Raw genomic sequence first — 23,175 nt, 5'->3', positions numbered from 1 at the left:
CCCGTGTACGAGGGCGAAATCGCCTCCGTGCTCGTCACCGAGCAGCAGATCCAGGACAAGATCACGGAGCTGTCGGCGCAGATCGCCGCCGACTATCCGGCCAACGGGCAGGGTGAACTCCTGCTGGTGGGTGTCCTGAAGGGCGCGGTCATGTTCATGACCGACTTCGCCCGTGCGCTGCCGCTGCCGACGCAGCTGGAATTCATGGCCGTCTCTTCCTACGGCTCGGCGACGTCGTCGTCCGGTGTCGTCCGCATCCTCAAGGACCTCGACCGCGACATCGCGGGCCGCGACGTGCTGATCGTCGAGGACATCGTCGACTCCGGCCTCACGCTCTCGTGGCTGCTGAAGAACCTGGCCAGCCGCAACCCGGCCTCGCTCGAGGTGGTTTCGCTGCTGCGCAAGCCGGACGCGGTCAAGGTCGACGTCCCGGTGAAGTACATCGGCTTCGACATCCCGAACGAGTTCGTCGTCGGCTACGGCCTGGACTACGCCGAGCGCTACCGGGACCTGCCCTACATCGGGACGCTGGACCCGAAGGTCTACACGTCCTGACGGACGGGGTTCACCGACCGTTCACCGCAATTACCGGTTTCGCGGAACCCCGGCGCCGCCGATCGCGTCATACGCTCTGATCACGTGCGTTAACCTATGCGAAGACATTGTCGTGCCCGCGGTGACCGGGTCGGGGGAACGGGAGAGAGTTCTGATGGCGAACAGCAGCGCTGCCGACGCGAACGCCTTCAAGGCGGCCGCCGCGGCTGGTCAGGTCGGGATCGACCCCGACGCCGCGCAGACCGTGCTGAACAAGATCCGCACCGGCAAGGACGCCGTCGAGGCCCTGCTCAGCGGTGCGGGCACGCTCGCCCAGCCGCCGAAGCTCGGGGACAACCCGGTCGGCAACGCGATGGCGGCGAAGTTCGTGCAGCGCGCGGACGGCGGGGGCGACTCGTACGCCGCCGCCCTGCAGAACCTGCTCGACCAGTACTCCGCCGCCGAGGAGGGCATCGTCACGGCGATGTCCCGGTACCACGAGATCGACCAGGCCGCGGCCGACCCGTTCCGCAACGCCTGAGCCCAGAGGGGGACTCGAAGTCATGGCTCCGAACCACAGCGACCAGCCGTCGACCGCCACCACTGACCCGGGCTCGCTGGTCCCGCTCGGCGACAACGCGTCGGCCCAGAACATCGTCGCGGACGCCCGCGGCCGTTCCGACGGCTTCGACATGGGCAGCGACCGCGCGATCGCGAACCCGCCGAACTGGAACGCGCAGGCCAGCCAGCAGCTCTACGACGGCGCGGTCAACAACAACGACCCCGGCACGGCCGAGGCGACCGGGCAGGCCTGGTCGCACCACGGCAGCGAGCTGAAGCAGGCCTCCGACCACCTGTACAACGCGATCTCCGAGCTGGGCAACGCCTGGGTCGGCCGCGGTGCCGCGGGTGCCCAGGGCGCGCTGGTGGCCATCGCCAACTCGGGCTCGCAGGCCTCCGAGGCCGCGCACACGATGTCGGACCGGCTCGCCCGGCAGGCCGCCGCGGCCGCCGAGGTCAAGAAGATGCCGGCCCCCAAGGACTACGACCCGAAGCAGTCGATGGCGGCGGCACTGGCCGGCGGCCCGGCGGCGCTGGTCGCCGACCAGAAGGCCCAGGCGGACGCGGCCAACGACGTCAAGACGCAGCAGGTCGCGTTCTTCAACGCCTACACCAAGTCGATGAGCGACGTCGACAGCTCGACCCCGAGCTTCGGCCCGGAGTCGCTCGGCATGAAGCCGACGGGGTCGCACAACTCGATCTCGTTCGACGGCATCAGCAGCGTCGGCGCCACCGGCCCGGTCCACGGCCTCGGCGGCGCGGGCAACGCGGTCTTCGCCTCGAGCGGCGGGGGCTTCGGCGGCCACGGCGGCGCGTTCGACGCGCAGCACTCGGCGTTCGCACCGAACGCGGCCCACGGTGGCGTTGGCGGGACCGGCGGTTTCGGCGGCCACGAAGCGGCGGCGGCGCTCGGCAGCGACGTGCCCGGTGGCACCGCGGCCGGGACGACCGGCGGTACCACCACGGGTGCCGGCCAGGTGCCCGGTGGCGCGCAGACCGGCGGTGGCAGCAGCAACCCGCTCGGCAAGATCGGCATGGGCCTGGGCATCGGCGGCGCCGCCGGCGGTCTCGGCGCCCTGGCGTCCCGCGCGCTGGGCAAGGGCAACCGCTCCGGTGCGAAGTCGGAGAACGAGACGTCCCTGGCGTCGGCGGACGGCCAGGCGCAGAGCGCCGCCTCGGCCCAGGCGCCGCAGCAGGGTCTCGTGTCGTCGGCCGGCACCATCGGCGGCCAGACCCCGCCGCCGCCCGGCATGGGCGGCATGGGCGGCGGAATGGCCCCGCGCGGTGCGCAGGGCGAGCAGGACGAGGAGCACACGCACGCGTCGTTCCTCATCGAAGCCGACCCGGACGAGGCCTTCGGCGCCAACCAGGCGACCCCGCCGCCGGTCATCGGCGCGTGGTCCGAGGACGACGAAGATCGCTGATCCTGATCGGGCCGGACGCGCTTCCCGCGCGTCCGGCCCGCTTTCACATCTCTGGGGGGTGGCTCGATGCCGAACGCTGAGCTGCTGACCCCGGCCGAGGTGGACTTCCTGTGGGAGTCGGCCGGGCTGGGTGAGCTGCCGTACCCGCTGCGCGTCCGGTCGCACGGCGAGACGCTCGACGAGCGGTCGCTGCTGCGCCGGCGGACGCTGGAGGGGCTGGCGGCACGCGGGCTAGCGGACGGCCGCGGCCGCCCTGAACCGCACGTCGAGGACTACTTCGGCGTGCTGGCCACCCCCGAACTGAGCTTGGACGCCGTCCAGCTGATCGCCCCGGACGCCGAGCCGCTGCTCGCGATCGCCGGTGTTTTGGGCGGCCAAGGGCTGCTGGCGGTCCAGGACACCCGCGGCCTGCACCTGCAGCCGTGCCCGGTGGACGGCCTGGCGAGCGCGATCGTCTCGCTGCTGCCCGCCGCCCCGCGTGGCAGCGAGAAGTCGATCACGGTGCCGCTGGAGCAGCTGGTCGGCGCACACGGCGTCGACTTCCTGCAGCGCCGCGGCAACCCCGAGGACCGCACCAGCGCCGACGACGACCGCAAGGCCCTCGCCCGCCTGCACGCCCAGCCCCGCCTGCGCGGCGGCCAGATCGCGGCGAACGCCCGCACCCGGATGGGCGCCCGCAGCCGCACCCCGGTGCTGAGCTGGTTCGACACCGAGACGGGCCGCTACTTCACCCAGGCGTCCAAGGGCCACGACGGCCGCGACTGGATCACGATCGCCCCCGCCGACGCGGCGACGCTGCGCCACCGGCTCGGCGAGCTGCTAGCGGGAGCGTCGGCGACCAGCTCGGTCTGACCCGGCTGCCTGCTTTAGCGGGCGGATTCCGGATCCCGTCGCCCGGCTTGCCTCGCGCCCGCACCCGGCGCGGCCCCGCGAGTGGCTGATTCCGGACATCGTGAGCACCGGTCCCGCACGATCACTGCCAGGAAGCTACCCCGCGGCCGAGGTGGGTTCGAGAGCTGCTCACCGGCTCAACTCGTGCCCCCACCCCGGCGCTGCCTCGCGAACGGCTGATTCCGGACACCGCCGCCCACGCCCGGCTCGACTCGCGCTCGGCGCGGCCCCGCGAGTGGCTGATTCCGGACACCGTGAGCACGGGTCCCGCACTATCACTGCCAAGAAGCTGCCTCGCGGCTGATGTGGGCTCGAGAGCTGCTCACCGGCTCGACTCGCACCCGCACCCGGCGCTGCCTCGCGAACGGCTGATTCCGGCCACCGTGAACGCGGGTCCCACACCATCTCTGCCAAGATCGGCCCCGGGTTCTCCGAGCGTGCCCAACCGGCAGCGGGAACGGTCCCGTTCTGTCGGTGGTGCGGGCTACGCTGAGCGAGAATCCGATCCGGGAGAGTAGTGATGCAAGAGTTCTTCTCGCCGCTGGCGTTCGACTTCCTGTGGGAGTCGGCGCGGGTCGGTGAGCTGCCCTACCCGCTGCACGTCCGGTCGCACGGCGCGACCGAGGATGAGCGGGTTGCGCTGCGCCACCGCACCGACGTCGAGCTGAAGGCGCGCGGCATCCGCGAGCCGCGGGGCCGGCTGGCGCCACCGATCGAAGACGCGCTGGAGCTGCTGGCCTTCGCACCCCTGACCATCGACGCGCTGCACATCCCGCGGTTCGAAACCCCGACGGTCGGGGTGCTGGCGGCGGCCGACGACACCAAGGGCGTGCTCGCGGTCCAGGACGCCGACGGCATCTGGCTGCGGGACGTCCCGCCGGACGCGCTGGTCTCCGCCGTCATCGGCGTGCTGCCCGCCGGGCCGCGCGGGACCGAGGCCTCCGTCACACTCCCGCTGGACGACGCCCTGCACACGGCCCCGATCCGGGTGCCCGTGTCGCTGCCGGCGTCCGGTGAGGAAGAGAACAAGGGCAAACGCCGGACACCGCTGAGCGAGCGGGTCGTCGCCGACCCGCGCGAGGCCTACGCTCGGCTCGCCGGGCAACCCCGGCTGTGCGGCGGTCAGCTGGCAGCGAACAGCCGGTCCCCGGTCGGGGCCAAGCAGCGGTCCCGGGTGCTGGCCTGGTTCGACACGGCCACCGGGCGCTACCTGAGCCTCTCCCGTGCAGGTACAGACGGTCGGGAGTGGGTCACGGTGGCCCCGGCGGACCCGCCGACACTGCGGACCCGGCTGGGCGAGATGGTGAGTGGTGTGTCCGACGGCACGCGATAGCGTGACAGAGGTGTAGGCCGAACGGGAACCAGGACGCGGTATCGCCCGTTGACCTGCGAGAGGCTCACAGGGGATGAACGCGGCAGCGGACGGTACCCTGTTGGGACGGGTGTCCAGGCACCATGGGTTGTCAAGATCGTGATGGCGGGTATCACAGGAGCCGCCCAACCAGGGAGGGTCGAGGCCACCAGGGCCGAGTCGTATGAACCGGAAGAGCGTGCTCAGGAACCCACTGCTGTGGATCGTCGCGGGGTTGCTGGCGTTGTTCGCGTACAACACGATCTTCGACAGCGATCGTGGGTACACCCAAGCACCCATCTCGGTGGCGAACTCCCAGATCACCACGAACAACGTCAAGGAAGCCAGCCTCGAGGACAAGGAACAGCAGGTCAAACTCCTGCTGAACAAACCTGTCGACGTCGATGGCCAGCAGACCACCCAGCTCATCGCGCAGTACCCGGCCAACGCGTCGCTTGAGATCTACGACAAGCTGCTGGCCGCGAAGAACGGCGATGGCGGGGTCAAGTTCACCACCAAGGTCACCCAGCAGGGTGTACTGACCCAGATCCTCATCTTCGCCATCCCGCTGGCCCTCGTGCTGGGCCTGCTGATGTGGATGATGAACAACGCCCAGGGCGGCGGCAACCGCGTCCTCAACTTCGGCAAGTCCAAGGCCAAGCAGCTGAACAAGGACATGCCCAAGACGACCTTCGGGGACGTCGCGGGCGCCGACGAGGCCGTCGAAGAGCTGTACGAGATCAAGGACTTCCTCCAGAACCCGGCGCGATATCAGGCGCTCGGCGCGAAGATCCCGAAGGGCGTCCTGCTCTACGGGCCGCCCGGTACCGGCAAGACGCTGCTCGCGCGAGCTGTCGCGGGTGAAGCGGGCGTGCCGTTCTACACCATCTCGGGCTCGGACTTCGTCGAGATGTTCGTCGGTGTCGGTGCCTCCCGTGTGCGTGACCTGTTCGAACAGGCCAAGCAGAACGCGCCGTGCATCATCTTCGTGGACGAGATCGACGCGGTCGGCCGCCAGCGCGGCGCCGGCCTCGGCGGCGGCCACGACGAGCGCGAGCAGACGCTGAACCAGCTGCTCGTCGAGATGGACGGCTTCGACGCCCGCGGCGGCATCATCCTGATCGCGGCCACCAACCGGCCCGACATCCTCGACCCCGCGCTGCTGCGCCCGGGCCGCTTCGACCGGCAGATCCCGGTCTCCGCGCCCGACATGCGTGGCCGTCGCGCGATCCTCGAGGTGCACTCCAAGGGCAAGCCGATCGCGCAGGGCACCGACATGGGCAGCCTGGCCAAGCGGACCGTCGGCATGTCCGGCGCCGACCTGGCCAACGTGCTCAACGAGGCCGCACTGCTCACCGCCCGCAAGAACGGGCACGTGATCAGCGACGTCGAGCTGGAGGAGTCCGTCGACCGCGTCGTCGGCGGGCCCGCCCGCAAGAGCCGGATCATCTCCGAGAAGGAGAAGAAGATCACGGCCTACCACGAGGGCGGGCACGCGCTCGCCGCGTGGGCGATGCCGGACATCGAACCGGTCTACAAGCTGACCATCCTGCCGCGCGGCCGCACGGGCGGGCACGCGCTGCTCGTCCCGGAGGACGACAAGGACCTGATGACCCGCTCCGAGATGATCGGGCGGCTGGTCTTCGCGATGGGTGGCCGCACGGCGGAGGAGCTCGTCTTCCACGAGCCCACCACCGGCGCGTCCTCGGACATCGAGCAGGCGACGAAGATCGCCCGCGCGATGGTCACCGAGTACGGCATGAGCGCCCGCCTGGGCGCGGTCAAGTACGGCCAGGAGCAGGGCGACCCGTTCCTGGGCCGCTCGGCCGGCCGTCAGGCGGACTACTCGCTCGAGGTGGCGCACGAGATCGACGAGGAGGTGCGCAAGCTCATCGAGACCGCGCACACCGAGGCGTGGCACGTGCTCAACACCTACCGCGACGTGCTCGACGAGCTGGTCATCGAACTCCTCGAGAAGGAGACGCTGACCCGCAAGGACCTCGAGCGGATCTTCGCGACGGTCGAGAAGCGCCCGCACATCACTGTGTTCAACGAGTTCGGCGAGCGCACGCCGTCCGACAAGCCGCCCATCAAGACCCCGGGCGAGCTGGCGATCGAGCGCGGCGAGCCGTGGCCCCCGCCGGAAAAGGAGAAGCCGGTCCTGAAGCCGGAGCCGACCCCGGTCGGCACCGCCCAGGGCGCGGGCGACCTGCCCGGTGGTCCGCCGTACCCAGCGTCGGCACCGGACCCGAACGCCAACCCGTACGCCCCGCCGCCGCCGGGCGCCTACCCGAACGGCGGCCGCTCCTACGGCGGTCCCAACGGTGGCCCGAACGGCTCGTCCCACTGGCCGCAGAGCTACACCGGCCAGACGGGCGGCGGTGGCCCGGCGGGCCAGAGTGGCCCGCCGAACTACGGTGCCCCTCCGGGCTGGACCCCCGCGACCTCCCCCGGCGGCCAGCCGGGCCAGTCGTGGCGGCCCGGTGGCGAAGATCGTTCTCGCGAGCACGGCTGGTTCGCCGATCAAGCGGGCGGCAACCAGCAGCAGAGCGAGGGGGAACGACGTGACGTGGACGGACCAGAAAAGCCCCAGTGACGCCGACCGCCCGGTCTTCGACCAAGACCGGGCGGAGAAGGCGATCCACGAGCTTCTGCTGGCCTGCGGCGAAAACCCGGACCGGGACGGCCTGAAGGACACCCCGGCCCGGGTCGCCCGCGCGTACAAGGAGATGTTCGCCGGCCTGTACACCGAGCCCGACTCGGTACTGGACAAGACGTTCGACGAGTCGCACGAAGAACTGGTGCTCGTCACGGACATCCCGATGTACAGCCAATGCGTGCCCAGCAAGCAGACCGTGAACGCCGTCGGCGGTCGCAAGCAGGCGGCCGACGTGCGGGTGGGCGACAAGCTGTGGACCCTCGTCGGCGGCAACGTCGAGGAGACCGAGGTCACCGAGATCAGCTCGCACCAGACGCGTGAGCTGGTCGAGGTGAAGACCTCGGTCGGCAAGTTCCTCGTCACTCCCGACCACCCTTTGGCGACGCCCGAGGGTTGGAAGGAAGCGAAGGACGTCGAGGGTTCGTTCATCGAGTGGACGCACGCGAAGAAGCTCTGCCGCGATCGCTGGCGGCCGAGCCTCGGGTACAGCCAACGCGACTACGCGAACGATCGTGCCGAGTCAGCGGGCCGCGCTTTCGACTTCGACGCGAAGGTCGAGTCAGCATCGTGGCCGTCTCTCGCCACTTTGACGCGCCAGCACGTCAGTGGAGAAATTGACCAGAGGCGGCGGCGAGTTCCGGTGGCTACTGCCAACGGTTACGTCGACGGAGACGGACACCGGAGCAAGCATTCGGCGGGGCGGATCATCGCGAGCGCGAATACGCCGTTCCTGGAGGATCTGGCCACCGTGATCGGTGCCCGGTTCACCGCGAACACCGGCGGTGCCGCATCGCGGTTGTACGTCGCCGACAGCTGGTTCCGGAAGCACGGCTTCCCTCAGGACGACTATGCGACCGATCTGATCGAGTCGGAGTACGTGCAGGTCGAGTCGGTGACACCGGTGACCGCGTCGGGCACGAAGCCCTACACTGTTTACAGTTTCAAATGCGATCCGCATCCGACATTCTTGATTGCGGGACATTTAACGCATAACTGTGAACACCACCTCGTGCCCTTCCACGGTGTCGCGCACGTCGGGTACATCCCCAACGCGGGCGGCAAGGTCACCGGGCTCTCCAAGCTCGCGCGGCTCGTCGACCTCTACGCCAAGCGGCCCCAGGTTCAGGAACGCCTCACCTCGCAGGTCGCCGACGCGCTCGTGCGCAAGCTCGAGCCGCGGGGGGTCATCGTCGTGATCGAGGCCGAGCACCTGTGCATGGCCATGCGCGGCATCCGGAAGCCCGGCGCGCGCACGACCACCTCGGCCGTGCGGGGGCAGCTCAAGACCTCCGCTTCGTCACGGGCGGAGGCGCTCGACCTCATCAAGGCGCGTCGGTGAGCACGAACCTTCCCGCGCCGGGGCGGTGCGTCGTGATGGGCGTGCTCAACGTGACCCCGGATTCCTTTTCGGACGGTGGCCGCTACCTCGACGTCGACCAGGCGTTGGAGCACGCCCGGGCGATGTGGACGCGCGGGGCCGACCTGATCGACGTCGGCGGGGAGTCGACGCGGCCCGGGGCGTTGCGGGTGGACGCCGGGACCGAGCTGGCCCGGGTTCTCCCGGTGATCCGGACGCTCGCCGGTGAAGGCGTGGCCGTGTCGGTCGACACCACGCGTGCGGCCGTCGCCGCCGCCGCGCTCGAGGCCGGGGCCCACGTCGTCAACGACGTCTCGGGTGGGCTGGCCGATCCGGACATGGCGCGGGTCGCGGCCGAGTCCGGGGCGCCGTGGGTGCTGATGCACTGGCGGGGCCACAGCGAGGACATGCAGGCCCTCGCGCAATACGAAGACGTCGTCGCCGAAGTCCGGTCCGAGCTGCTGTCCCGGGTGGACGACGCGCTCGCGGCCGGCGTGGCCGAGAGTGCGATCGTGCTCGATCCCGGGCTCGGCTTCGCGAAGAACGCCGAGCACGACTGGGCGTTGCTGCGGGGGCTGGACTCGGTGCTCTCCCTTGGTTTCCCGGTGCTCGTGGGAGCTTCGCGCAAACGGTTCCTCGGCCGGCTGCTGTCCGAAAAGGACGGTACGCCGCGGTCGCCTGACGGCCGGGAGGACGCGACCGCGGCCATCTCGGCCCTGGCCGCGGCCGCCGGGGCCTGGGGCGTGCGGGTGCACGAGGTCGGGGCGTCGCTGGACGCGGTCGCGGTGGCCGCGGCGTGGTGGAAGGGTTCTCCGGATGTCTGACCGGATCACGTTGACCGGGTTGCGCGTGTTCGGCCACCACGGCGTGTTCGAGCACGAGAAGCGGGACGGCCAGGAGTTCGTCATCGACGTCACGGTGTGGCTCGATCTCGGGCCGGCCGCGGCGTCGGACGACCTGACCAAGACGCTGCACTACGGCGAGCTGGCCGAGCTGGCCGCCGGGATCGTCGCCGGTGAGCCGTACGACCTCATCGAGAAGGTCGCCGGCACGATCGCCGACGCGGTCATGCGGGACGAGCGGCTCGACGCGGTCGAGGTGACGGTGCACAAGCCCTCGGCGCCGATTCCGCTGACCTTCGACGACGTCGCCGTCACGGTCCGGCGCGACCGGTGAGCCGCGCCGTCCTTTCGCTCGGTTCCAACCTCGGCGACCGGCTCGGCTTCCTGAAGCTCGCGCTGGACGCCGTCCGGCCCGTGCTGGTCGCGGTGTCGAGCGTGTACGAGACGAAGGCGTGGGGCGTCGAGGACCAGCCGGACTTCCTCAACGCCGTCTGCGTCGTCGACGACCCGGGCCGCGACCACTGGGCGTGGCTGCGCACCGGCCAGGCCGCCGAGCAGGCGGCCGGGCGCGTGCGCGAGCTGCGGTGGGGGCCGCGGACGCTGGACGTCGACGTCGTCACGGTGGACGGCGTCACCTCCGCCGACCCGGAGCTGCTGCTGCCGCACCCGGGCACGCCGGAGCGCGCGAGCGTGCTGGTCCCGTGGCTGGAGATCGAGCCGGACGCGATCCTGCCCGGCCACGGCCCGCTCGCCACGCTGCTGGCCGCGCGCCCGGCGTCGGACGTCGGCTCGGTCCGGCGGACCGATCTCGACCTGAAGGCATAAGGATCGGTGAACCGGGGGTGTCCGTTACCGCCCACCCCCGGTTCGTCGCCGAACTGCGGTCCTCGTGCGGTCAGCCGCGCAGGGCCGCGATCATGAACTGCACCGCCGGCTGGGCCGTCGGGACCGGGGGCCAGCCGTTGATGGTGGCCAGCAGCTGCCAGTAGCGCTCGGCCCGGGGGTCGCCGCTCGCGGCGAAGCGGTCCGCCATCTCCGCGCGGAACTCCGGCGACTTCGCGTCCTGGCCGGGGCGGGCGGTGGCCGTCGCGATGTCGGCCGCAAGCGTTTGCCCCGCCTCCGACGTCGGCGACTCTCCGGCCGTCACGGCCGCTTCGGCGCGGGAGACCCAGCCCGGCCAGTTCTGCTGCCAGGCGTCCGCGGGCGGGTGGAACTCGCCGTCCGCGATCTGCCGGGCCTGGGTTTCGCTCAGCTCGCGGATCAAGGTGCGGAACGACGGGTCCTGGACGAGCTCGGCGAACTCGATCCACGCCTCCAGCTGCTCGGGTGACGGGTCGTCCGGCAGCTCGGGCTTCCCGGCACGCATCCGCGCGTAGAACTGCGGGTCGATCTCCAGCCCCGAGACCATCTCGTCCCAGAACTCGTCGACCAGCCGCTTGCGCTCCTCGTCGGACATCGACGCGAGACGGTTCATCAGGTTCACTTCCTCCAGCTCGGAATCACGCTTGGCCACCGCGCGCAGCACCGCCCGGCGCAGCCGCAGCCGCCGGATCTGCTCGTCGAGCGCCTCGACGTGCCGGTTCGCCAGCTCGCCGACCGTCGCGGAGCGCGACAGGGCGGCTTCGACGTCGGCGAGGCCGAGACCGAGTTCGCGCAGAGTGCGGACCAGCTCCAGCCGGGCCATGGCCGCGGCGTCGTAGAGCCGGTAGCCGGCGTCCGTCCGGTCGGTCGGGGGCAGCAGGCCCTCGTCCGAGTAGAACCGGATGGTCTTGACCGGCAGGCCCGTGCGCCTGGCCAGCTCGCCGATGGTGAAGATCGCGGTGGTACCCACAAGACGCATGGTGAACTCTCCAGTCGGTGGAGAGTCAAGGCTAGGCGCGGGTCCGGGTGCGCGGGGGCGAGCCCCGGTACGGTTGGTACATGCACTTCACCCGGCCTCGCGACCTGGTGGTGGCCGGGGTACTCGGCCTGGTCCTCGGCTACCTGCTCTTCCAGATGGCCTACGGCTCGCTGCCCCAGCTGCCGCTGCTCGCCGGCGTCACGTTCGCGGTGCTCGCCGTGATCGAGGCCGTGCTCGCGTTCCGGGTCCGCTCCCGGATCAGGAACGGCCGCGTCGTTGCCGCTATCGGGATCGCCCGATCGGTGGCGCTGGCGAAGGCTTCGTCACTCGCCGGCGCGTTCATGGCGGGTGCTTGGCTGGCGGCGCTCGCCTACCTTTTTCCCCGACGTGACGAACTCGTCGCCGCGGTCCTCGACACCCGGGCCGCGGTGGTCGGCGTGGTCTCCGCGGCACTGCTGGTAGCAGCGGGTTTGTGGCTCGAACACTGCTGCCGGACCCCGCGCGACCAGCCCCGTGAACGGACCCGCGGGACGACCGGTTAGCGCTCGAATCCCACCGCTCGCTGGACCGAGTAGGTCTCGTTCGGATTACGAGCAGGTACGGTGTCAGTCATGACCGGCGTGGGTGACGACTCGCGCGGCCGCCTTCTGGGTAGGCCGTGGCTTGTTGTCGGATTCGTCCTCGCCATCGGAGCCACCCTCGCACTGGTGCTCAGCAACGATCTCAAGTACCTCAGGCTCGGGATCGTCGCCGCCCTCTGGGCTGCCCTGATCGGCGCGTTCCTCGCCGTGAAGTACCGCAAGCACGCGGCACAGAGCGAGGACGCGGTCTCCGAGGCGCAGGCTGTGTACGAGTTGGAGCTGGAACGCGAGATCGCGGCCCGGCGCGAGTACGAACTGGAGGTGGAGGCGGAGAATCGCACGACGGCCGACTCCCGCGGCCGCGAGGAGCTCGAGGCGCTGCGCGTCGAAGTCTCCGCGCTGCGCGACAGCCTCCAGTCGCTGTTCGGCGGTGAGGTGCTGCTCGAACGCGTCGCGCTGACCGCGCAGGCGACCCGCATGCGCAAGGTGTCCGACGACAACCGGATGATCCCCGACGGCGCTCCGAAGAAGAAGCCGGCGCAGCTGATGGCCGCGAAGAAGCCCGTGCCCGAGGGCGGCGAACGGCCGACCGAGCTGATCGACCGCGTGCTCGACGAGCGCCGCCGCAAGGCGTCGAACGGCAAGCCCGCGAACGGCAAGGGGTTCGGCGGCAAGGGCAAGGGGTTCGGCGGCAAGCCGGGCACCGGCCCGAAGGCTCCGGCCAACGTCAACGCCCAGAGCACCCAGCAGATCGCCCGGCCGAAGCCGCTGAGCGACCGCCGTCCGCCCGTGCCGGAGGTCGACCCGGCGCTGAACGCCGCGCAGCGCGAGCTGAAGGCCGCCGAGCTGCGCGCCGAGGCGGCCCGCCGCCAGGCCGAGTCGCAGCCGATGCGGCTGCCGGACCCGGCCGAGGTCGCCAAGCAGCCCGAACGCCGTCCCGAAGCCCCCGCCGAGCCGACGCGCCGGGAGATGCCGCGGACCCCCGACCCCAGTGCCGAGGTCCGCCGCCCGGAGCCGAAGACCGAGATCCGCCGTCCCGAGCCGCCGCCCGCGCGCCGCGCGGAGATCTCGCGCTCGGAGATGCGGCCCGTCGAGATGTCCCGCCCCGACATCCCCCGCGTGGAGATGTCGCGTCCGGACATCCCGCGTGTCGAGATGTCGCGGTCCGACCTGCCCCGCGTCGAGCGGCAGCGGCCCGCCGAGCGGTCGCGCCAGGAGATGCGGCCCGCCGAGATGTCCCGGCCGGACCTGCCGCGCGTCCCCAACCCGAACGGCGCGCGCCCCGATCCGCGGAAGGCGCCCGAGCCGCCCGCGCGCCCGCTCCAGGGCCGTCCGGCGGCCAGCGTGCCGCCGCCGAAGCCGTCCGAGATGTCCCGGTCGGACATCCGGCCGGTCGAGCGCCCGGTGGCCGACCTGAGCGCGGCGTTCCAGAACCGCGACGACTTCGCCGAGCGGCAGCGGCCCAACCGGCCGAAGCCGCCGGAGCCGAAGCCCGCCGACCGCAAGCCGCCGATGCCGCGGGACGCCACGGCATCGCGCACCGACCTGCCCGCGGTACCCAGGCGGGATCCGGCCGGCTCGCGGACCGATCTGCCTGCCGTGCCGCGGCGCGATCCGGCCGGGTCGCGCACCGACCTGCCCGCCGTGGCGCGCCGGGACCCGGCCGGGTCCCGGACCGACCTCCCGGTCGTCCCGATGACGATGCCGGTGCCCAGCGCCGGTCCGCCGTCGCGGACCAACCTGCCGCCCGTCGTGCCGCCGACCACGCCGGTGCCGGCCGCCGACGGCCGACGTCCGTCGCGTCTCGAGCAGTTCTCGCGGCCCGACATGTCGCCGATCCTCGACGAGCCGCCGTCCCGGCACGGGTCGCACGGTTCGCACCGCGCTCCCACGGAAGCGGCGGCCCAGGCCGAGGCGCCGGTGAACCCGACGCTGCCGGAGTCGATGCGCAGCTTCCAGGGCCGCTCCACCGGCGGTGGTCGCCGCCGGAAGCCGGACGACTCGCAGGTGATGCCCGCCGTGCCCCCGCCGCCGCCCGAGCCATCGGGTGGCCGCCGGCGCCGTCCGGACGGCGAACCGCCGGCCTGGGAAGGCATGGTCGCCGAACGCGCGTCCATGTCGCGGCGCAACATGACGCCGGTCGACCCGGCCGACCTCGAGAGCAACGGCACCGGGCAGCACGGCAACGGCCAGAACGGCAACGGGCAGAACGGGAACGGCCAGAACGGCCACAGCAACGGGAACGGCAACGGCCAGGCCCCGCGCAACGGCCACCGTTCCACCGAGGTGCCGGGCAGCGGGTCGCACAACACCGGCCGGTCGGTCAGCGAGCTGCTGGCGGCCAACGGCGGCACCGGTTCGACCCCGCGCCGCAGGCGGCGTGCCGAGGACTGAGGCGAGCCGGGTGGTGGCCGCGACGGCCCCGCCGGGCCACACCCGGGGTTCGCATTCCGGTCCGTGTCCGGTCTGCGTAGGGTGACCCGCTGTGAGCGGAACCCTCTCGCCCGCGACGGGACTCGATCGCGGACGGCGGCCTCGCCGGATCACCGTGCTGCTGCCGGTGCTCGGGCTTATCGTGGTCGCCCTGTGCGGCCTGTTCCTGTTCGGCCTGGCGACGGCGCGGGTCGGCCCGCTGGCCGTCACCATCGGTGTGCTGGCCGCCCTGGTGCCGGTCGCCGGGGTGGTGGCGGGCTTCCTGTGGGTCGACCGCTGGGAGCCCGAGCCGGCGAAGTTCCTGCTGCTGGCCTTCGCCTGGGGCGCCTGCATCGCGACGATCACCGCGCTGCTCATCAACACCACCGCCGAGGCGGTCGGTGACGAGCTGCTCGGCAAGGGCAGCGGCAACACCGTCGCCGCGCTGGTGTCCGCGCCGGTCGTCGAGGAAGCCGCGAAGGCGCTCTTCGTGGTCCTCATCCTGTGGCGCCGCCGCAGCGAGTTCGACGGCGTCGTGGACGGCGTCGTCTACGCCGGGTTCAGCGCGGCCGGGTTCGCCTTCACCGAGAACATCTACTACTTCGGCCGGGCCTTCTACGACTACGGCTTCGGCGACGGGCACAGCCAGGGCGTCATCACGGCGTTCTTCCTGCGCGGAGTGCTCGCGCCGTTCACGCACCCGCTGTTCGCGGTGCTCACCGGCATCGGGATCGGCATCGCCGCCCGGACGACGACCAAGGCGCTGCGGATCATCGCGCCGGTCGCCGGGTACCTGGCCGCGGTCTGCCTGCACGCGCTGTGGAACAGCGCCGCGCTGCTGGGCGGGTCGAAGTTCCTGACCGTGTACTTCCTGATCATGCTGCCGCTGTTCCTCGGCGTGGTCTACCTGGTCATCCTGCAGCGACGGCGGGAGCAGCGGATCATCGAAGCCGCTCTGCCGCACATGGCCGCGGCGCGGTGGATCGCGCCGTCGGAGGTCGAGCTGCTGGCCAGCCTGCCCGGCCGCCGCGCTTGGCGCCGTCAGGCGAAACGCCAGTCCGGCAAGCAGGCCGCGAAGGCCGTCGCCGTGTACCAGGCCAGCGTCACGGAGCTCGCGTTCCTGGACCGCCAGGAGCTGCACACCGCGCTCGACCGGCAACGCCAGCAGGAGCTGCTGCGCACGCTCAAAGCCGCTCGTGCCGAAGCCACCCGGCTCGCCCAGGAAGCGCCACAAGGGTGAACCGGTCCGGGTGAAGCTTGTCACCCGGGCTCAACGGTCCACGCTCAGCCGAGTTAGTCTCGCGCCGTCGTCCGGTACCCGGAGCGGGACTGGAACGAGAGCAGAGGGAGTCTGCCAACCATGAGCGTCCACAGGCGCACGCCATGATGAGACCTGCTCGCCTCGCGGTCGGGGTCGTTTCCGCCGGCCGGGTGGGCAGTGTGCTCGGTGCTGCCCTGGCCCGGGCGGGACACACGGTGGTCGCCGCGTCCGGCCTGTCCGCCGCGTCGCTGGCCCGCGCCGAACGCCTCCTCCCCGACGTGCCCATCCTGCCGCCCGACGAAACCGTCCGCCGGGCGGACCTGGTCGTGCTCGCCCTCCCCGACGACGCGCTGGCCGGCATGGTCCGCGGCCTGGTCGCCACCAAGTCGCTGCGGCCGGGCCAGATCGTCGTCCACACCTCCGGCGCGCAGGGCATCGACGTCCTGGCGCCCGCGGCCGAAGCCGGGGCGCTCCCGCTGGCCCTGCACCCGGTGATGACGTTCACCGGCCGCGAGGAGGACCTCGAGCGGCTGGCGGCGTGCAGCATCGGCGTCACGGCGATGGCCGACGACGAAGCGGCGTGGAACGTCGGCGAAGCGCTGGCCGTCGAGATGGGTGCCGAGCCGGTGCGCATCCCCGACTCCGCGCGAGCGCTCTACCACGCTGCGTTGACCCACGGCGCGAACCACCTGATGACGCTGGTCGCGGACTGCGCGGAAGTCTTGCGCGAAGCGGGAATCGGGCATTCCGAACGCCTGGTCGCACCACTGCTTTCGGCCGCGTTGGATAATGTGCTCCGACACGGCGACCGCGCGCTCACCGGCCCGGTCGCCCGTGGCGACATCGGCACCGTCCGCAAGCACCTCGAGGTGCTGGGGGACCGGGCGCCGGACGTCGCACCGGCCTACCGCGCGCTGGCCAAGCGCACGGCGGAGCGTTCCGTGGTCGCCGGGCTGCTCGACACCGCGGCCGCCAAGGAACTCACCGACCTCCTCGACGATCCCGCCGAAGGGCATCCAGACCAGTGACCACACCGAAATTCAGCCGCGGCACCCTGAACACCTTCGCCTCGCCCGAGCAGATGAGCCAGGTCAGCCGGGCCCTGCACGGCGTCGGGCGCAAGCTGGCGCTCGTGCCGACCATGGGCGCGCTGCACGCCGGGCACCGCGAGCTGATCCGCCGCGCCAAGCGGCTGCCGAACAACGTCGTGGCCACCTCGATCTTCGTCAACCCGCTGCAGTTCGGCGAGGGCGAGGACTTTGAGGCCTACCCGCGTCCGCTGGAGGCCGACCTGGCCGTGCTGGACGAGGACGGCGTCGAAATCGCCTTCACCCCGGCCGCCGACGCGCTGTACGCCGAGGGCGCCGCCGTCACCGTGCACCCCGGTCCGCTCGGCGACGAGCTCGAAGGCGTCGTCCGGCCCGGCCACTTCGCCGGCGTGCTGACCGTCGTGGCGAAGCTGTTCAACCTGCTCCGTCCGGACTACGCGCTCTTCGGCGAAAAGGACTACCAGCAACTGGTCCTGATCAAGCGGATGGTGCGCGACCTGAACATCGGCACGCACGTGATCGGCGTGCCGACCGTGCGTGAACGCGACGGGCTCGCGCTGTCGTCGCGCAACGTCTACCTCACGCCTGAGCAGCGTGAGGACGCCATCGTCCTGTCGGCCGCCCTCACCGCGGGGGCGTTCGTCGGCCGGGACGGGGCGGAAGCGGTTCTCGAGACCGCGTGGAAGACCCTCGCCGCGCGGCCCGCGGTCGAGGTGGATTACCTGGAGTTGAGGGGAACCGACCTCGGGCCCGCGCCCGTCGATGGTGAAGCACGACTGTTGATCGCGGCCCGGGTGGGGAGTACCCGGCTGATCGACAACGTCCCGGTGTTGCTCGGTGCGGCGGTTGACCACCCAGCGCAGCCGGAGCGGGACGCAGGGGAATAGGAGTCCACGATGTACCGCACCATGCTCAAGTCGAAGATCCACCGGGTCACCGTCACCCAGGCCGACCTGCACTACGTCGGCTCGGTCACCGTCGACGAGGACCTGATGGAGGCCGCGGACCTGCTGCCGGGGGAACAGGTGTCCATTGTGGACGTCACCAACGGCTCGCGGCTGGAGACCTACGTCATCAAGGGGGAACGCGGCAGCGGCGTGCTCGGCATCAACGGCGCCGCGGCCCACCTGGTGCACCCCGGTGACCTGGTCATCCTGATCTCGTACGGTCAGATGGAGGACGCCGAGGCCGCGACGTACGAACCGCGCGTGGTGTTCGTCGACGCGGACAACCGGATCGTCCACCGGCACACCGATCCCGGCCACGCGCCGGAGGGTTCCGGGCTGCTCAGCGGCACGGTGACCCTGCCGGAGGAGGAGACGGCGATCTTCCCGGTGGCCGAGACGGCGGACGCCCGCCGGCTCGACGCGTTGCTGCACGCGGAAAGCTGACCCGCTTGCTGCTCACCGTCGACGTCGGCAACACGAACATCGTGCTGGGGCTCTATTCCGGCACCGAGCTCGTGGGCGACTGGCGCATGCGCACCGACGCGCGGATGACCGCCGACGAGCTCGCGCTGACCGTGCGCGGGCTCCTCGGCCCGCACGCGGATGACGTCACGGGGATCAGCGCGTTGTCGACGGTGCCGGCGGTGCTGCGCGAACTGCGGGTGATGCTTTCGCGCTACTACGCGAAAGTGCCGAAGATCGTCGTCGAGCCGGGGGTGCGCACGGGCGTGCCCCTGCTCGTCGACAACCCGAAGGAAGTGGGCGCGGACCGGCTGGCGAACACGCTGGCCGCGCACCACCTGCACAGCGACACGGCGTGCGTCGTCGTCGACTTCGGCACGTCGACCAACGTGGACGCGATCTCGGCCCGCGGCGAGTTCCTGGGCGGCGCGTTCGCCCCCGGGATCGAGATCTCGGTCGACGCGCTGGCCGCGCGCGCGGCGGCGCTGCGGAAGGTCGAGCTGGTGCCGCCGCGGTCGGTGATCGGCAAGAACACGGTGGAGTGCCTGCAGTCGGGCATCCTGTACGGCTTCGCGGGCCAGGTCGACGGCCTGGTCCGCCGGATCGTCCGCGAGCTGTCCCCGGGCGGCCGGGAACCGGTGGCGGTGCTCGCCACCGGTGGCCTGGCGCCGCTGGTGATCAGCGAGTCGGAGACGATCACGGACCACGTTCCGGACCTGACCCTGCTCGGGCTGCGCCTGGTCTACGAGCGCAACATCCGCCCTTAGGTCCGCGCCAGGCGCCGGCGTTCGAGAACGTAGCCCAGCGCCGTCACGGCCAGTGCCGGGAACGCGATCACCGCCTGCGGGAACTTCGCCGTCCCCGGCGGGTCGACGGCCTTCGAGCCCGGGTAGGCCAGCGCCGAGATCTGCGTCAGCCAGTACAGCGAAGCCAGCGCGGCGCCCGCGTCGAGCCCCTCCCGGGACGAGGGTGCCCGCCAGAGCTGCCACAGGCTCGTGACGCCGAGCGCGAGCCCGAGGCTCATCGTCTGGCCGTTGTGGAACTTCGCGTGCGGTGGCCAGGCCGGGTTCTTCACGTGGGTCTCGTTCCAGTCGGCCCGGTACGGGCCGGCCGCGGTCACGAGCGACGTCAAGGAGATCAGTGCCCGGCCCCAGGATTTGGTACGCATGGGGTCCAGTCTGGAACCTCCAGTTTGCTGGAGGTCAAGGTAAAGCTTCAGCGGCGCCGGCTGCGGAACGTCCAGGTGATCAGCGGCAGGTCGAACTCGCCGGACGCCGTCGCGGGGTTCGTCTCCAGGAAGTGGCGGACGCGGGCGACCAGCGGCGCGGACTCCGCCGGGTCCGAGATGATCACGCGTGAATAGGTCTGCAGCGTTTCGAGCAGGCTCTCCGCCGTCCGCCGGTGGGCGTGGTGGAAGCGGTGGCTCTCGAACGTCGTGAACGCCGGGTGGGTGGCCGGTTGCCGATCGCCGTCGGCGGCCGGGCGGCGCCGGCCCATGCTCGCGCTTTCGGTGAACTCCGCCACCCACGGCACCGATTCGTCCTCGTAGTTCCACATCGGCACGAACACCCCGCCCGGACGCAGCACCCGCGCCATTTCGGTCATCGCGGGCCCGACGTCGAACCAGTGGAACGCCTGGCCGACGAAAATCGCGTCGACGGCCGCGTCGGGCAGCGGGATCCGTTCCGCGCTGCCGGGCAGCGCCGTCACCGCCGGCAGCAGGCGGGACAGTTCGGCCAGCATTTCCGGGTCGGGTTCGACGGCGGTGACGTCGAGGCCGAGGTCGACCAGGGTCGCCGTGACCTTGCCGGTTCCGGCGCCGAGGTCGAGCACCCGCCGGGGGGTGCCGTCCGCTCCGGCGAGGCCCCACTCGACGGCTTCCCGCGAGTAGCCGGGCCGGTGCTCGGCGTACGCGCCGGCGCGCGAACCGAAGGAAGCGGCTTGCCGGGCGCGGATGTCCGCTGTGGGATCACTCACCGGCCCAGGTTAATGGACGGAAAGGAAAGGTAATCCGGTTGGCGTAGCGCCAGGTGAGGTTCGTACCCTATGGGCCATGACCGAAAACCCCGCGTCCACCAGCGACCCCGCCGAAGACGAACTGCCCGAGCAGATGCGGGTGCGCCGGGAGAAGCGCGACCGGATCATCGCCGAAGGGATCGATCCGTACCCGGTGGAGGTGCCCCGCACGCACTCGCTCGCCGAGGTGCGCGCGTCCCATTCCGGCCTGCCGGCCGACACCGCCACCGGCGATCTGGTCGGCGTCACCGGCCGGGTGATGTTCCTGCGCAATACGGGCAAACTGTGCTTCGCGAGCCTTCGCGAGGGCGACGGCACCGAACTGCAGGCGATGATCAGCCTGGCGAAGGTCGGCGAAGACGCGCTCGCGGCGTGGAAGTCCGACGTCGACCTGGGCGACCACGTCTTCGTGCACGGTGAGGTCATCACCTCCAAGCGCGGCGAGCTTTCGGTGATGGCCGACAGCTGGCGGCTCACGTCGAAGTCGCTGCGCCCGCTCCCGGTGGCCCACAAGGAGCTCGCCGAGGAGACGCGGATCCGGCAGCGCTACGTCGACCTCATCCTGCGCCCGCGCGCGCGGGACGTCGTGCGCACGCGCGCCGGCGTCGTCCGGTCGCTGCGGGAGTCGTTCCACCGGCGCGGGTACACCGAGGTCGAGACGCCGATGCTGCAGACGCTGCACGGCGGCGCCGCGGCCCGCCCGTTCGTCACGCATTCGAACGCTTTCGACCTGGAGCTCTTCCTGCGGATCGCGCCGGAGCTCTACCTCAAGCGCTGCGTCGTCGGCGGCATCGAGAAGGTTTTCGAGATCAATCGCAACTTCCGGAACGAGGGCAGCGACTCGTCGCACTCGCCGGAGTTCGCGATGCTGGAGTACTACGAGGCGTACGCCACGTACGACACCAATGCCGTGATGACCCGCGAGCTGATCCAGGAAGCCGCGCAGGCGGTCTTGGACACCCAGGTCGTCACCCTGCCCGACGGTTCGGAGTACGACCTCTCCGGCGAATGGACCACACTCGGAATGTACGAGTCGTTGTCCGATTCCCTCGGCGAAGAGGTGACGCCGGAGACCCCCGCCGCCAAACTGCACGGATTCGCGCAGGCCAGGGGCTTGGAAGTGGATCCGAAGCTCACGCACGGCAAGCTGGTCGAGGAACTGTGGGAACACCTCGTCGGAGATCACCTGCACGCCCCGACGTTTGTGCGTGATTTTCCGCTGGAGACGTCGCCATTGACCAGGCAGCACCGCTCGCGGGCCGGTGTGGCCGAGAAGTGGGACCTCTACGTGCGCGGATTCGAACTCGCCACCGGATACTCCGAGCTGGTCGATCCGGTCGTCGAACGGGAACGGCTCACCGAACAGTCCAGGCTGGCGGCGCAGGGCGATAGCGAAGCCATGCGGCTGGATGAAGATTTCCTCCGGGCACTTGAGTACGGAATGCCACCGAGCGGCGGGGTCGGAATGGGGATCGACCGGCTGCTGATGGCGCTGACCGGTCTCGGTATCCGGGAGACGATCCTCTTCCCGCTCACCCGGCCCGAATAACCCGGCCGTGTGAGTTGTCTACTGGTTATCTCAATGAGATTTGCGCTGTCACCCGGAAGCGGGTACTAATGTACAGACAAAGTCTTCTGTGCGGGGCACGCCCCGTAACCAGATCATTGAGTAAGCCCCCGCAGGAGGAAACAGATGGCACAGAAGGTGCTCGTCTCGCTGGTCGACGACCTCGACGGCAGTGAGGCGGAAGAGACCGTCGAGTTCGGTTTGGACGGCATCAGCTACCAGATCGACCTCTCCTCGGAAAACGCCGAGGAGCTCCGGGACGCGCTCGCGCAGTATGTCGAGCACGCCCGCCGCGCCGGTGGTCGCAAGCGCGCTTCCGTGCGTCCGGTCGCGGGTGGCAAGGGCTCCGCTCGCCCGGCCGCCGTCGACCGTGAGCAGAACCAGGCCATTCGGTCCTGGGCGCGCAAGAACGGGTACGCGGTTTCGGACCGGGGCCGGATCCCCTCCGAGGTCGTCGAGGCCTACCACAAGAAGAACTGACGCGGGGTTTGCGGGACTGGGGCCGCCGGGCGAATTCGCCCGGCGGCTTTCTTCATGTCCGGTGACTGTCCGGCACCGGTCCGGGGCCGGTCCGGGCCGTTCGGGCGTACTCACCGGGCGACTGACCGGTCACCGCCGCGAAATCACGGATGAAGTGCGACTGGTCGCTATAGCCCAGCCGAGCCGCCAGTCCGGCGTAATCCACTGGTCCTTCGGTGGCGATCCGGTGCGCGGCGTCGTTGAGCCGGTATATCCGGATCGCCCACTTGGGTGCGCATCCGACGTGTTCGGCGAACAGCCGTTGCAGTGAGCGGGTGGTTAGTCCAGTATCGGTGCAGAGCTGTGCCACCCGGGTAATTCCCGGATCCCGCGCGATTGATTCGACCGCGGCTGCGGCTTCTCGTGCCGCCGGTCGGAGTACCGCCGCATTTGCGATCAGCAAGTTGTCGATCGCACCGACCATTTGCGCGTCGTCCGGCGCGGTCCGCACCGATTCCGCGGCTTCGCGGGCCTTCGCGCCGAAAACGTCCGTGAGCGGGACGGCGCGGTCGGCGATGTCACTCACCGGGCCGTCGAGGAACGCGCGGAAGCACCCGGGCCGGAATCGCACGCCGAGGCCCTGCACCCGGCCTTCCAGTCGATGTGAAAAGACTTCACGACCTGGTCCGTACACCCCGGAAGCGGTGGGGAAGAACGTCGCGTGCACCGCGAGGTTCGGCAGCACGCGCTGCTCGTGCGGCGGTTTGCCGCGCCGGTCCCAGTGCAGCACCCAGTGGTAGTCGACGCATTCCGCCAGTTCGGGCGCTGGCGGGTACCGGGTCAAGGTGAACATCGTGCGGGCGGTGGCCGCGGCCACGATGCCCTGCGGGATCCGGTGTTCCACCACGGCTCAACGGTAACTGTCGCGTTCTTTCAAGACGCCGCCGCGGCGGGGCCGTTTT

At 70.8% G+C, this 23,175-nt stretch carries 22 protein-coding genes and 2 pseudogenes; 20 read left to right on the top strand and 4 right to left on the bottom strand.

What is annotated here, in order from left to right; all coding sequences use genetic code 11:
* The first annotated feature begins 3 nt into the window (after positions 1-3).
* The 11 genes and pseudogenes from hpt to folK all read left to right on the top strand — a co-directional run bounded on the left by hpt (position 4) and on the right by folK (position 10,444).
* On the top strand, positions 4-555 hold the full coding sequence (gene hpt, locus OG439_RS35185; RefSeq protein WP_326944934.1) for a hypoxanthine phosphoribosyltransferase: 552 nt from the start codon (positions 4-6) through the stop codon (positions 553-555).
* A 154-nt stretch (positions 556-709) separates the two neighbouring features.
* Positions 710-1,075 carry a hypothetical protein gene (locus OG439_RS35180; protein ID WP_247058808.1) on the top strand — a complete coding sequence of 122 codons (366 nt, stop codon included), beginning with the start codon at positions 710-712 and terminating at the stop codon, positions 1,073-1,075.
* Between the two features lie 22 nt (positions 1,076-1,097).
* Entirely contained in the window at positions 1,098-2,519 is a 1,422-nt protein-coding gene (locus OG439_RS35175) for a hypothetical protein (protein WP_326944933.1), read from the top strand.
* Positions 2,520-2,585: 66 nt separating this feature from the next.
* Positions 2,586-3,371, top strand: a complete 786-nt coding sequence (locus OG439_RS35170; protein ID WP_247058806.1) for an ESX secretion-associated protein EspG — start codon at positions 2,586-2,588, stop codon at positions 3,369-3,371.
* 556 nt (positions 3,372-3,927) lie between these two features.
* Entirely contained in the window at positions 3,928-4,743 is an 816-nt protein-coding gene (locus tag OG439_RS35165) for an ESX secretion-associated protein EspG (RefSeq protein WP_326944932.1), read from the top strand.
* A gap of 202 nt (positions 4,744-4,945) precedes the next feature.
* A complete protein-coding gene (gene ftsH / locus OG439_RS35160; protein WP_326944931.1) occupies positions 4,946-7,357 on the top strand; it encodes an ATP-dependent zinc metalloprotease FtsH in 2,412 nt (803 codons plus the stop codon).
* Positions 7,326-7,598 (top strand): annotated as a pseudogene (locus OG439_RS35155) (GTP cyclohydrolase I); the annotation flags it as partial. The gene ftsH and the pseudogene OG439_RS35155, both read left to right, overlap by 32 nt.
* An 816-nt stretch (positions 7,599-8,414) precedes the next feature.
* A pseudogene (gene folE / locus OG439_RS35150) lies at positions 8,415-8,759 on the top strand (GTP cyclohydrolase I); the annotation flags it as partial.
* A gap of 35 nt (positions 8,760-8,794) precedes the next feature.
* A complete protein-coding gene (gene folP / locus OG439_RS35145) occupies positions 8,795-9,601 on the top strand; it encodes a dihydropteroate synthase (RefSeq protein WP_326951692.1) in 807 nt (268 codons plus the stop codon).
* Positions 9,594-9,953 carry a dihydroneopterin aldolase gene (gene folB / locus OG439_RS35140; RefSeq protein WP_326944930.1) on the top strand — a complete coding sequence of 120 codons (360 nt, stop codon included), beginning with the start codon at positions 9,594-9,596 and terminating at the stop codon, positions 9,951-9,953. The genes folP and folB overlap by 8 nt, the downstream gene beginning before the upstream one ends.
* The gene (gene folK, locus OG439_RS35135) at positions 9,950-10,444 is read left to right on the top strand and encodes a 2-amino-4-hydroxy-6-hydroxymethyldihydropteridine diphosphokinase (protein ID WP_326944929.1); all 495 of its coding nucleotides are present in this window, start codon (positions 9,950-9,952) and stop codon (positions 10,442-10,444) included. Before folB ends, folK begins: the two co-directional genes overlap by 4 nt.
* Positions 10,445-10,514: 70 nt before the next feature.
* On the opposite strand, the gene OG439_RS35130 is transcribed toward folK, so the two are convergent.
* The gene (locus OG439_RS35130) at positions 10,515-11,450 is read right to left on the bottom strand and encodes a helix-turn-helix domain-containing protein (RefSeq protein ID WP_326951691.1); all 936 of its coding nucleotides are present in this window, start codon (positions 11,448-11,450) and stop codon (positions 10,515-10,517) included.
* Positions 11,451-11,539: 89 nt separating this feature from the next.
* Between OG439_RS35130 and OG439_RS35125 the strand changes: the two genes are divergently transcribed.
* From OG439_RS35125 to OG439_RS35095, 7 genes are all read left to right on the top strand, one after another.
* Positions 11,540-12,001, top strand: a complete 462-nt coding sequence (locus tag OG439_RS35125) for a DUF3180 domain-containing protein (RefSeq protein WP_247058800.1) — start codon at positions 11,540-11,542, stop codon at positions 11,999-12,001.
* A 165-nt stretch (positions 12,002-12,166) separates the two neighbouring features.
* Positions 12,167-14,434 carry a DUF6779 domain-containing protein gene (locus OG439_RS35120; protein WP_326944928.1) on the top strand — a complete coding sequence of 756 codons (2,268 nt, stop codon included), beginning with the start codon at positions 12,167-12,169 and terminating at the stop codon, positions 14,432-14,434.
* 154 nt (positions 14,435-14,588) lie between these two features.
* Positions 14,589-15,692, top strand: a complete 1,104-nt coding sequence (locus OG439_RS35115) for a PrsW family intramembrane metalloprotease (RefSeq protein WP_326951690.1) — start codon at positions 14,589-14,591, stop codon at positions 15,690-15,692.
* Positions 15,693-15,781: 89 nt separating this feature from the next.
* Positions 15,782-16,741: a Rossmann-like and DUF2520 domain-containing protein gene (locus OG439_RS35110; protein WP_442792355.1), complete on the top strand. Its 960-nt coding sequence runs from the start codon at positions 15,782-15,784 to the stop codon at positions 16,739-16,741.
* A complete protein-coding gene (gene panC / locus OG439_RS35105) occupies positions 16,738-17,649 on the top strand; it encodes a pantoate--beta-alanine ligase (RefSeq protein WP_326944926.1) in 912 nt (303 codons plus the stop codon). The genes OG439_RS35110 and panC overlap by 4 nt, the downstream gene beginning before the upstream one ends.
* A 9-nt stretch (positions 17,650-17,658) precedes the next feature.
* A complete protein-coding gene (panD, locus tag OG439_RS35100; RefSeq protein WP_326944925.1) occupies positions 17,659-18,153 on the top strand; it encodes an aspartate 1-decarboxylase in 495 nt (164 codons plus the stop codon).
* A gap of 5 nt (positions 18,154-18,158) precedes the next feature.
* Positions 18,159-18,938 carry a type III pantothenate kinase gene (locus OG439_RS35095; protein ID WP_326944924.1) on the top strand — a complete coding sequence of 260 codons (780 nt, stop codon included), beginning with the start codon at positions 18,159-18,161 and terminating at the stop codon, positions 18,936-18,938.
* Here the strand turns inward: OG439_RS35095 and OG439_RS35090 are convergent.
* The gene (locus OG439_RS35090) at positions 18,935-19,339 is read right to left on the bottom strand and encodes a DUF6640 family protein (protein WP_326944923.1); all 405 of its coding nucleotides are present in this window, start codon (positions 19,337-19,339) and stop codon (positions 18,935-18,937) included. The two genes, OG439_RS35095 and OG439_RS35090, sit on opposite strands and share 4 nt — an antisense overlap.
* A gap of 47 nt (positions 19,340-19,386) precedes the next feature.
* Positions 19,387-20,148 (bottom strand): class I SAM-dependent methyltransferase, encoded by a 762-nt coding sequence (locus OG439_RS35085; protein WP_326944922.1) that lies wholly within the window; start codon positions 20,146-20,148, stop codon positions 19,387-19,389.
* Positions 20,149-20,224: 76 nt separating this feature from the next.
* On the opposite strand from OG439_RS35085, the gene lysS reads away from it, so the two are divergent.
* The gene (lysS, locus tag OG439_RS35080) at positions 20,225-21,736 is read left to right on the top strand and encodes a lysine--tRNA ligase (RefSeq protein ID WP_326944921.1); all 1,512 of its coding nucleotides are present in this window, start codon (positions 20,225-20,227) and stop codon (positions 21,734-21,736) included.
* A gap of 144 nt (positions 21,737-21,880) precedes the next feature.
* On the top strand, positions 21,881-22,234 hold the full coding sequence (locus OG439_RS35075; RefSeq protein ID WP_247058791.1) for a histone-like nucleoid-structuring protein Lsr2: 354 nt from the start codon (positions 21,881-21,883) through the stop codon (positions 22,232-22,234).
* A gap of 52 nt (positions 22,235-22,286) precedes the next feature.
* Here the strand turns inward: OG439_RS35075 and OG439_RS35070 are convergent, their stop codons facing one another.
* Complete coding sequence (locus OG439_RS35070) at positions 22,287-23,120, bottom strand: AraC family transcriptional regulator (protein WP_442792239.1); 834 nt, start codon at positions 23,118-23,120, stop codon at positions 22,287-22,289.
* Between the last annotated feature and the right edge of the window lie 55 nt (positions 23,121-23,175).

The organism is Amycolatopsis sp. NBC_01307, assembly GCF_035975215.1.
Classification (GTDB): Bacteria; Actinomycetota; Actinomycetes; order Mycobacteriales; family Pseudonocardiaceae; genus Amycolatopsis.
This window is presented reverse-complemented; position numbering and strand designations above follow the sequence as displayed.